The organism is Campylobacter concisus, from assembly GCF_902460545.1.
GTDB lineage: Bacteria > Campylobacterota > Campylobacteria > Campylobacterales > Campylobacteraceae > Campylobacter_A > Campylobacter_A concisus_AE.
In genome coordinates, this window is record NZ_CABPUE010000022.1 from 1 (window position 1) to 835 (window position 835).

Genomic DNA, 835 nt, shown 5'->3' on the forward strand with positions numbered 1-835 from the left:
CTATAACAGCATTTATATATACAAGAACTGATCAAATTATGATAAAACATATGCTTGGGGACGATGCAAACGGGAACTATGCAGCAGCAATAAGAGTTAGTGAACTGTTTTATTTTATTCCTAGTATTATCGTGGCTTCTATATATCCAAAATTAGTAGAATTAAAATTACAAAATCAAGACAGCTATTTAAAACTACTTGAAAAACTTTATAGATTGGTATTGTGGATATCTATTCCGATTGCCCTAACAATGACTTTTTGTAGTAGTCTTATTATTACAATATTATATGGTGAAAAGTTTATTAGTGCTCCACATATTTTATCGATCCTTTCATGGTGTATTATCTTTTCATCGATTGATGCAGTTTTTGTAAAAATACTCTATGTTGAAAAATTTGAGTCAAGGTATTTATATAAAAATGTATTTGGTGTATTGATTAATATAGTACTTAACTATATTTTAATTAATACATATGGCGCAGTTGGCGCTGCTATGGCGACGCTAATTACACTAATGTGCGTAAGTTATGTTTTTGACCTACTAGATCCAGAATTAAGAAGATACTATTATTTAAAGTTAGTATGTTGGGTACCGTATAGATATATAAAATGACTAAAATATTATTATGTATTGTATATATTTATTTTAGGAATAGTTTCGATAACATTTAAAGGAGATTAGTTATAAAAAATAAAACAATAGCATTTTATTGCGAATACGATAAGCGAGTAAACGATGATTATTTTTTGCTTCATTATCCATTAACAAATGAATATGTTAGTTTGACTAATGATTTAAAAAAAATAGGATATGAAATTCATACTCTGGATATA

General features: G+C 27.1%; 1 protein-coding gene. It reads left to right on the forward strand.

From position 1 onward, the window contains the following. Positions 1–614 (forward strand): lipid II flippase MurJ (locus FZ949_RS09220; RefSeq protein ID WP_148790374.1); only part of this gene is annotated, 614 nt, incomplete at its 5' end. Positions 615–835 lie beyond the last annotated feature (221 nt).